Below are 9,185 nucleotides of genomic sequence, written 5' to 3'. Positions count from 1 at the left end.
ATATTTATATCTTTTATTTTATTTAAAGCTAAGCTTAATTTATTTAATTTTTTTAAATTTACTATAGGATTTATATTTGTTATTTCATTCCCATTAATTAATAATTTTTTTAAATTATTTAATTTTTTTACCTTATTCCCTCCAATATCTAAATAAATTAAAGTTACTAAAGATTCTAAAGAATCTATTTCATTTAATCTATTACTAGATAGTTCTAATCTTTTTAAATTATTTAAACCTGATAAAGAAGTTATATCTCTTATTTCATTTTGATTAAGATTAAGTCTTTCTAACTTTTTTAATTCTGATAACACAGTTATATCCTTGATTTCATTTCCTTCCAATTCTAAACTCCTCAAATCTTTCAAATATTGAATCCCATTCAAGAACTCTATATCTCCTATTTCTTCTTTTTCCTTTAATTCCTCAATTCCTCTTAAATCACTTTTCATAAGTGATCCAGATTCTTTACCTATCTTATTCCGAATTAATTTCTCTAAAACTATATCTTTAAAGACGATTTCTTTATCTACTGCTGGATCTTTTTCTTTAAATACAGCTCTGAGCTTTTTACTGCTGCCTTCTTTTATTTGTAACTTAACCGGATTGCCTTTTTTAGATTTTGTTCCTTCCCAATGGTCAAAATACCAACCCTTCCGGGGCTCTGCTTTACACTTAATAGTCTGATCCCCTTGATAGCTTATATCTATATCTCCTTGACCTTCATCAATAACTAACTCAAACTTTTTATCTATCCAATAATCTTCATAATCTACTTCTACTCCTCTACTCTGTAATTGATTGATTACTAAGCTTAATTTGAATTGATTTCCTTTCTCAAGATTATTACGATACATTTTTACTGAATTTAAATTCTTCAAATTAGCTAAAGGAGTTATATCTTTTATTTGATTATCTTTCATACTTAGACCATATAGATTCTTTAATTCACCTAAAGAATCTATATTTTTAATTTGATTTTTATTAATATTTAAATATTTTAATGAAGATAATTTAGATAATGGGCTTATATCTTTTATTTCATTATCTAAAATAGATAAAAACGTTAAATTAACTAAGTTTGATAATGGATTTGTATTTTTTATATTATTCCCCCCTAAATATAACTCTTCTAAATTATTTAACTTAGCTAAAGGGGTTATATCTTTTATTTCATTATTTCCCAATATCAACTCTTCTAAACTAGTAATCTGAGGTAAAGATTCTAAATCCTCAATCTCATTTCCCGTAAGAGCTAAATCTTTTAAATTAGGTAAATTTTTTAAAGAACTTATATCTTTTATTTCATTACTCATCAAAATTATTTCCTTCAATTTTTTTAATCCATGTAGCCCACTTATATTCTCTACATCTGATCTAACAATATATAAAATCTCTAAATTCTTGAAATGCTCAATCCCATCTAAACTTTTAATCTTACCTATCCGCTTCCATCTCGCTCCTGTATCTACTGCATCACCTTGAACATGAATTTCTTTTATTTGAGCTACATCACTTTTGCTTATTGAACCAAATGGTTTATCTATAATCGTTCTGACTGCCTTTTCAAAACTATCATCTTTTATTTCTACTGTTTCTCCATTAAGTGGATTAAAACTCATTCCAACAGCAATTATAATGACTCCTAATAGCAATAATGAAATTAATAATTTCCTATATCTTTTCATTGGCTTCAGCTCCTACTTTTTAATAATTATTATTCTCTCCTAAAACCGATAACTAATTCCTATTTTAGCAGCAAGCGGGTTTAACACATATTCTCGATCATAGTCTAATCTAACTAGCTTATCTTTGTTATGATCATAACCTTGGTCAATCATAATATTTAACAGACTATAGTTGACTTCTCCGGTTAATGATAAATTATCTGTTACAGGTAATTTCATTCCTGCTCCTACATTAAGCCCTACACCAGATCCTTCTTCTACTACTTCCGAAAAATTTTCTGCTGCTATTTTATCTTCTTCGCTAAATGAACAATATGTAAGCCCTGCATTAAATCTAAAATATTGATTGGCTTGATAATTATACTTTCCATAAATTTCTATGAATTCATTTGTCTTTTCAGTTGCTTTACCGTCGATAGTTCCTGAAAATGAACTTCCCAAAGAACTTACTCCTATCTCAATTCCTTTATTGTTAGTCACCCAATAAATACCACCTAAATAAACTCCTGTCGGCTTACTTAAATTATCTATAACTGCTTCACTTTGCTTAGACCAATCTACTTCGTTACCATTAATTTTGAGTGCATAATCTAATTTTGCCACTTTAGCCCCTCCAACAATTTCAATACTTCCACCTTTTCCTTTAGCTTCTACCACTACTGAACTGACTACAATCATCATTAATACTAATAAAATCATTTTCTTCATTTTCATTCCCCCTATTTATAGAGCTATGCAAAAAATAAAAAAACTGTAATCTTTGTTAAGACTACAGGTGGGTTTGCCATTCACTCCATATAACTGAGGCAACCACATATAAGTTATATTTCACAGCTCTATTTAAAAATAATTTATTTACATAATAAGTTTAATATAGTATAATTATGTAAATAAATTTATGGATTATAACCTCACAAAAAATAAAAAAATCAGCTGCAAGTTTTTAACTCACAGCTGAAAATCTATAAATACATTCCTATCTGTTTCAACCCTGGTGTCTCATCCCAACCAGCCATTAAATTCAAATTTTGAATTGCTTGACCAGCGGAACCTTTAATCAAATTGTCAATTGCTGAAATAATAATAACTTGATTTCGCTCTTGATCTACTTTTACTCCAATATCACAATAATTAGAACCTACTACATACTTTAACTGTGGTAATTTATTATCTAAAATTCGCACAAAATTAGCTCCATCATAAAATTCATGATAATAATGAATTAATTCTTCGGTAGACTTATCACAAGCCAAGTCTGCATAAATAGTAGCTAAAATACCTCTTTTAGCCGGCAACAAATGAGGAGTAAAAGTAAGCTGCACATCATCAGTTTGGGCCAAAGATAATTTTTCTTCTATTTCTGATCTATGACGATGATTGGCTACTTTATAAGCTTTAAAATTACCTTCGGTCTCCGAAAAATGCGTTCCCCGGGATAATTTTCTTCCTGCACCAGTAGTACCTGATTTAGCATCAACTATAATCCCTTCTTTTTCAACTAAAGAATTTTCTACTAAAGGCATTAAAGCCAATAAAGATGCAGTAGGATAACAACCTGGATTAGCTACTAAACTACTATCTTTAATTTTTAAGCTATTATATTCTGCTAAACCATAAGTCCCCTTTGCTAATAGCTCAGGACTACTGTGTTCTTTATACCACGCTTGATAAGTATCTAAATCTTGATAGCGATAATCACCACTTAAATCAATCACTTTTAAACCTCGCTCTACTAATTGCGGTACAATATCCATTGACACGCCATGGGGTAAAGCCGTAAAGGCAACTTCAGTTTTTTCAGCAATCTCTTCTACATTTAATTCTTTACACTTCATATCTATAATTCCTGTTAAATTGGGATAAATATCTGAAATTTTTTTCCCTACAAAACTATTAGAAGTAATAATTTCTACCTCAACTTGAGGATGTTGAGTTAATAAGCGAATTAATTCAGCTCCAGTATAACCTGTTGCTCCTATAATACTTACTTTCATTGAAAATCCCTCCTGATAAAAATAATCAAGTTGTTAATAATTATACATAACAAAGTATAAAAATACAAGAGTTTTCTTTTTAAATAATGCATAATTAAATTAAATCATAGTCAAACTAAAGTTGCAACAATTATTAACTATATTCTAAACTGGGGGTTTTATGTTTTAATGAATAATAAAGCTGAACTAAAAAAAGAAATTGAAAAATTAAGAGACAAATTAAATCAAGCCAGTCAAAATAATGAAGCTCTGAGCAAGGAAGAAATGATTAAAATTAGCCGTAAATTAGATGAATTAATTAACAAATTTTATGATTAAATAATAATTTATAAAAGCAGAGCCTAATTAGGCCCTGCTTTTTTGTGCTCAAAATATTAATGAAGATATTTTTCCCTTAATTGCCCTAAATCAGCTCGATAATCAATATCAGTTAATTGATTGGAACAGCTTAATAGCTCATCATTTTCTAATTGCTTTTCATTTAGCAATAACTGCAGTTGATCCCCCGTTACCGTCTCAAACAAGTCTACTTTTTCAAATAATAAAGCTAATATTCTTTCTTCTATAGTTTCAGTAGTAATCAAATTATAAACTACAACATCATTAGTTTGTCCTAAGCGATCTACTCTACCAATCCGCTGTTCCAATTTCATAGGATTCCAAGGTAAATCATAATTAATAATTGTATTACAAAATTGCAAATTAATCCCTTGCCCCCCTGCTTCAGTACTAATTAAAATATCTCCCTCATTTTCAAATCTAGCTTTAGCCCATTCCTTTTGACTATCTGATAAATCACCACTAAAAAATATGGGATTATATCCCTGATGGTATAAATTATATCCTAAATATTGTTGGGTAGCTTTATATTCTGTAAAGATAATCACTTTTGTATCAGTTTTAGCCATAATTTTTTTTACTACTGTTAACTTTTGATTATTAGTAATTTCAGTAGCTAACTTTAATATATCTTTAAGCTCAGTCCAAATTGATTGGTATTGAGATTTTTCTAGCATCCTCTGCAAAGACTTAGCTACAGCAAAAGAACTACTACACACTTCACGTTGTAGGGTTAATAATTGAAATGAGCTATTACTACTCTGACTTTTATATTTTTGCTGTACTAATTTAGTTATCATCTCATATAATTTTCTTTCCTCCGTTGTTAATTCTACCGGAAGTAATTCTAACTCTCTATTATTATCAGTTGCTAATTTAAAATCTTCTCGTTTATTTCTAATCATAACCTGTGATAATTGTTCTTGTAGCATTGATAAATTTTGTATTTGTCTTTTGCCATCAACATGCCTTGCTTTAAAATCATTATAATCTTGATATAATTCAGGCCGCAGTAAATTAATTAAATTATATAACTCTTTCAAATCATTTTGCAAAGGCGTTGCAGTCAATAATAATAAATATTTTTTAGGAATGTTATTTACAAATTTCCAGTTCATTGTTGCTTCATTTTTAAGCCTGTGTGCTTCATCTACTATAACCAAATCAAAACCTCTTTTGTAAATTGCACTCCGATGTGGTTCACGCTTAGCTCTATCTAAAGAAGAAATTATTACATTGAAATAATGCCACCCCTTGCCCTTGCGATTATTATATAGATTTATTTTAAATTTATCATTTAATTCACGCCACCATTGAAAACCTAAAGAAACAGGAGTTAAAATCAAACATGTCTCTACTAACCCTCTTAGTAAATATTCTTTTAAAATCATTCCTGCTTCAATTGTCTTCCCTAATCCTACTTCATCAGCTAATAAAGCGCGCCCATCTAATTGCTTAATAACTTTAGTAACTGTTCGGTATTGATGGGGTAATAATTTAAAGTCTTGTTGCTGCCAATATTCATTTAATTCTTGCATAGCTAATAAATCATCTTTTTGATTTACTGTCATTAGATTCACCCCATAGATGGTTGATTTAGATTTTATGAAGAATAAACAATATTTTTTTCTGTATTCAAATATAGATAAGCAGCTAATATACTATGAATTATAAAAGCTAAAATAAAAGTTAAATAGACATTCCAATTAATATATTGTCTATAATCTAATATGACAAAACTATATTCAACTATTGTAGTACCTAAAGAAAAAATAATAATATAAATTAACTGTTTCAATTTCGAATCTGCTTCTTGCCAAAAATAAGCAAAAATCATTACTGCAGGTACCCAACTCAATGACACTCCTACTGGAGCATTTAAAACATCTACTAAAGCATAGTTGAATTTCCACCATCTGAAAATATTAACAGCAAAGTACTGTAAAATAAAGGCTAATCCAAACCCTGCTATAAAGCCAAAAGGCAATAATTTCATGACTTGTTTTCTAGGAACTATTAAGAATAGTAATATTGTTAATCCAGCAAATAAATAAATCCAAATTAGACTAATACTCACAAATTGACCCTCCTCGGAATTAATTCAACTTACTTATAGTATATCCTCAGCTATAAATTACATACAAAAAAAGCACCTAGTTAGGTGCTAAATATTTAAAACTTTCTTTTAAATTTTCCATTCTCCCCTAAAATAAACTTTACTTTCTGTTCTTCTTCCTTAGAAATCCCTTTAATAATGTCATCTAAATTTTTTAAAACTCGATGTAGGGTCTGTAAATCATTATGCTCTACTTCTACAATAAATTGAACTCCTTCATAATTAAAGTTTAGTTTCATATTAGGTTTAGGGCGACAAATATTACTTTCACTGACTACTTTTTTTAAATTAGACCATATTTCTTCTCCAATCTGTTTTAAAAAACCTGTTGTAATTGTTCCTAAAATAAAAGTAATTGTAGGAATCACAAAAAACTCATCAATTAATTCTGCTTTAGTCTTCTCTTTTAGCGAAGACTGCCACCGAATAAAAGCTTTTGCTACTAACTCAGATATTCTCTCCCAAGAATCTTCATCATCAAATTTTATTTCGATCTTCTTTTTTTCAATCATGACCACCCACTTTCTAATTTGGAGCCAAACTATTAATAATTAATTTATTAAAAAAGAATCATAAACTAATAACGACTAAACCATATTAATTCCAATAATCCCTCCTAAAGCAGAAATCAAACACACAGTTAGTATTTTTAATAATAAACTACCTGAAAAAACTAAAGTAGTCATAAAACTACCCAAAATAATTAGAATTACTATATAAATTAAACCTACTAATCCTCCATTAAGCCAACCTTTATTTTTAGAAGTATATGCAGCTATTAATCCACCTATAAAAACTACACTATAATTAATTATAGACATAATTTTATCAGTAGTTAAACTACTAATATTAACAAAATTAATTATAAAAGAAACTATAACTAATCCTAGCAATAACAATAAAATACTAATACTTAAACCTAATAGAACTCCAGTTAATTTCATACTAGCTTTATCTTTCTGAATATCAAACATAAAAAATCTCCTCCATGATAGTTTATTATAAATTATTTCATAGAGGAGAAATTTATTACTATATATTCCATTTTTTTAGTTCTTCTAAGTGATCATGAGAAGTCAAATTAAGTTTAATGGGAGTAATAGAAATAAAATTATTTTTAGCTGCAGTAACATCAGTACCTTCTGCTGTTCCTTCTTCAACTAGTTCTCCAGCCAACCAATAATACTTTTGCTCACGAGGATCGAGTCTTTCCTCAAAACTATTAGTATAACCTCTATCTCCTAATTCAGTTACTTTAGTTCCCTCCTTATAATCAATTGGAATATTAATATTTAATAGTACGTCCTTTTTTAAATCCTGCTGCTGATATTCTTTTACGAATTTTCTCATATATTTAGCACTATCTTTAAAATCCCAATGGTCATCAGCAACTAAAGATACAGCAATTGATGGTAACCCTAACAACAAGCCTTCAATCGCTGCCGATACTGTACCAGAGTATAAAACATCTCTCCCTAAATTAGGACCAATATTAATTCCGGATATTAATAAATCTATTTTTTCATCAATTAAAGCCTCATAAGCAATTTTAACACAATCTGCTGGAGTACCATCGACTGCAATACATTTAGAATTAATCCCATCAAACTCCATCTCTTTAACACGCAGCGGATAATGAATAGTAATTGCATGCCCAGCTGCACTTCTTTCTCTATCTGGGGCTACAACAGTTACATCATGGTCTTTTTCTAATTCTTTGCATAAAGCTCTAATTCCTGGAGCAAAAATTCCATCATCATTTGTTAGTAATATTTTCAATTTTATCTCTCCTTTATTCTATTTCTAAATATTGATAAACAGTTTGAGCACGACCAATTAAAAACCCCACTATACTACCTAAAACAATCGCCAAACTAAGATTTACACCAAATATTTCTGAAATTAAAATTATAGTGGCTAATGGCACATTAGCTACAGAAGCTAAAATTGCCGACATACCTGTAACAACTAATAAGTTCAAGGGTAATGGAATTACAAAGTGTAATAAATTCCCCAATAAACCACCAGTTACTACAGCAGTATCTACCATTGCTACACTTCCTCCACTACTAATCACTATCACTGTAATTAAAATCTTAAATATTAATAATGAAATTAAAACTTTAGCAGATAAACCAGTAAAAATAATTTGTTCTATTTTTACTTTATTAATAACTTCATTAATATTAAATATTCTAATTAATAACATCACAATAATTCCAGCTATTAATGGTTTAAAAATTAAATTAATAGACAAACCATCAAACCACTGGTCTACACCATCATAAATCCAAATTATACCCTGACCTACAAATCCAGCAATTAAAGCTACTACAATTACTAATAAAATATTATGAGGGGTTAAATTAGGTAAATAAATATTATAGTCTAAACTCGAGGTTTGATAAAATAAATTATAGAAAAAATAGCCAAAACTACTAGATAGTATGGCTGGAAATAGATCATTATAATTTAAAGAAGATTGATATAATACCTCACTGACAAAAATACCACTTCCTATTGGAGCACCTAGCAATGGTCCTAAAGTTGCTGCAGCACCACAAACATTTAGGACTCGATATTCGTTTTCTTCAGTTAATAATTCTATTTGTAATTTTTCTGCTAATTGTTCTATAAATGAAGCCAGGCTACTACCTAACAATAAGATTGGCCCTACTAATCCTTCTACTCCCATCAATCCTAAGGTTATACTACTATTAATAAACTTAGTAACTAATAATTTTCCCGCTCCACTAATCGGTCGATCTCGCTTAGCATATTCAATATAACGATTAGTTCCTAAACCACTGGACCTATCATCAAAATAATAAATAATTAATCCAACTAAAGCTCCTCCAATAAGAGGAGTAAAAAAAGTAGTATAATCTAATAAATTACGTAAACTATCAATTCCTAATTGCAAAGTTAAAACTAAATTAGCTCCTAAGAATCCTAATAAAAAACTCAATACTAACCATTTTAATATGTATATTACAATGGATTCATAAAAATTACTTCTCATAATTATCACCTAATTAAATTTGGCAT

10 protein-coding genes are annotated in these 9,185 nt (G+C 28.9%); 1 reads left to right on the top strand and 9 read right to left on the bottom strand.

Annotation, left to right across the window (positions count from 1 at the left end):
* The 3 genes from JOC47_RS13670 to argC all read right to left on the bottom strand — a co-directional run.
* Nucleotides 1-1,688 (bottom strand): leucine-rich repeat domain-containing protein (locus JOC47_RS13670; protein ID WP_204702803.1); only part of this gene is annotated, 1,688 nt, incomplete at its 3' end.
* Nucleotides 1,689-1,727: 39 nt separating this feature from the next.
* The gene (locus JOC47_RS13665) at nt 1,728-2,396 is read right to left on the bottom strand and encodes an outer membrane beta-barrel protein (RefSeq protein WP_204702801.1); all 669 of its coding nucleotides are present in this window, start codon (nt 2,394-2,396) and stop codon (nt 1,728-1,730) included.
* Nucleotides 2,397-2,650: 254 nt separating this feature from the next.
* Nucleotides 2,651-3,682: an N-acetyl-gamma-glutamyl-phosphate reductase gene (gene argC / locus JOC47_RS13660; protein WP_204702799.1), complete on the bottom strand. Its 1,032-nt coding sequence runs from the start codon at nt 3,680-3,682 to the stop codon at nt 2,651-2,653.
* Between the two features lie 168 nt (nt 3,683-3,850).
* On the opposite strand from argC, the gene JOC47_RS13655 reads away from it, so the two are divergent.
* On the top strand, nt 3,851-4,000 hold the full coding sequence (locus JOC47_RS13655) for an aspartyl-phosphate phosphatase Spo0E family protein (RefSeq protein ID WP_204702797.1): 150 nt from the start codon (nt 3,851-3,853) through the stop codon (nt 3,998-4,000).
* Nucleotides 4,001-4,056: 56 nt separating this feature from the next.
* Here JOC47_RS13655 and JOC47_RS13650 read toward each other — a convergent pair whose 3' ends face one another.
* The 6 genes from JOC47_RS13650 to JOC47_RS13625 all read right to left on the bottom strand — a co-directional run bounded on the left by JOC47_RS13650 (nt 4,057) and on the right by JOC47_RS13625 (nt 9,159).
* Nucleotides 4,057-5,592, bottom strand: a complete 1,536-nt coding sequence (locus tag JOC47_RS13650) for a DEAD/DEAH box helicase (RefSeq protein ID WP_204702795.1) — start codon at nt 5,590-5,592, stop codon at nt 4,057-4,059.
* Between the two features lie 32 nt (nt 5,593-5,624).
* Nucleotides 5,625-6,098, bottom strand: a complete 474-nt coding sequence (locus JOC47_RS13645) for a CBO0543 family protein (protein WP_204702794.1) — start codon at nt 6,096-6,098, stop codon at nt 5,625-5,627.
* Nucleotides 6,099-6,193: 95 nt separating this feature from the next.
* A complete protein-coding gene (locus JOC47_RS13640; protein ID WP_204702792.1) occupies nt 6,194-6,649 on the bottom strand; it encodes a hypothetical protein in 456 nt (151 codons plus the stop codon).
* A gap of 75 nt (nt 6,650-6,724) precedes the next feature.
* The gene (locus JOC47_RS13635) at nt 6,725-7,111 is read right to left on the bottom strand and encodes a TIGR04086 family membrane protein (RefSeq protein ID WP_204702790.1); all 387 of its coding nucleotides are present in this window, start codon (nt 7,109-7,111) and stop codon (nt 6,725-6,727) included.
* A 58-nt stretch (nt 7,112-7,169) separates the two neighbouring features.
* A complete protein-coding gene (surE, locus tag JOC47_RS13630) occupies nt 7,170-7,916 on the bottom strand; it encodes a 5'/3'-nucleotidase SurE (RefSeq protein ID WP_204702788.1) in 747 nt (248 codons plus the stop codon).
* A 13-nt stretch (nt 7,917-7,929) separates the two neighbouring features.
* A complete protein-coding gene (locus JOC47_RS13625) occupies nt 7,930-9,159 on the bottom strand; it encodes a chloride channel protein (RefSeq protein ID WP_204702786.1) in 1,230 nt (409 codons plus the stop codon).
* Nucleotides 9,160-9,185 lie beyond the last annotated feature (26 nt).

This window comes from Halanaerobacter jeridensis (assembly GCF_016908315.1).
GTDB lineage: Bacteria > Bacillota > Halanaerobiia > Halobacteroidales > Halobacteroidaceae > Halanaerobacter > Halanaerobacter jeridensis.
The sequence above is the reverse complement of the archived record's forward strand: the minus strand, read 5'-3'. Positions and strand labels throughout refer to the sequence as shown.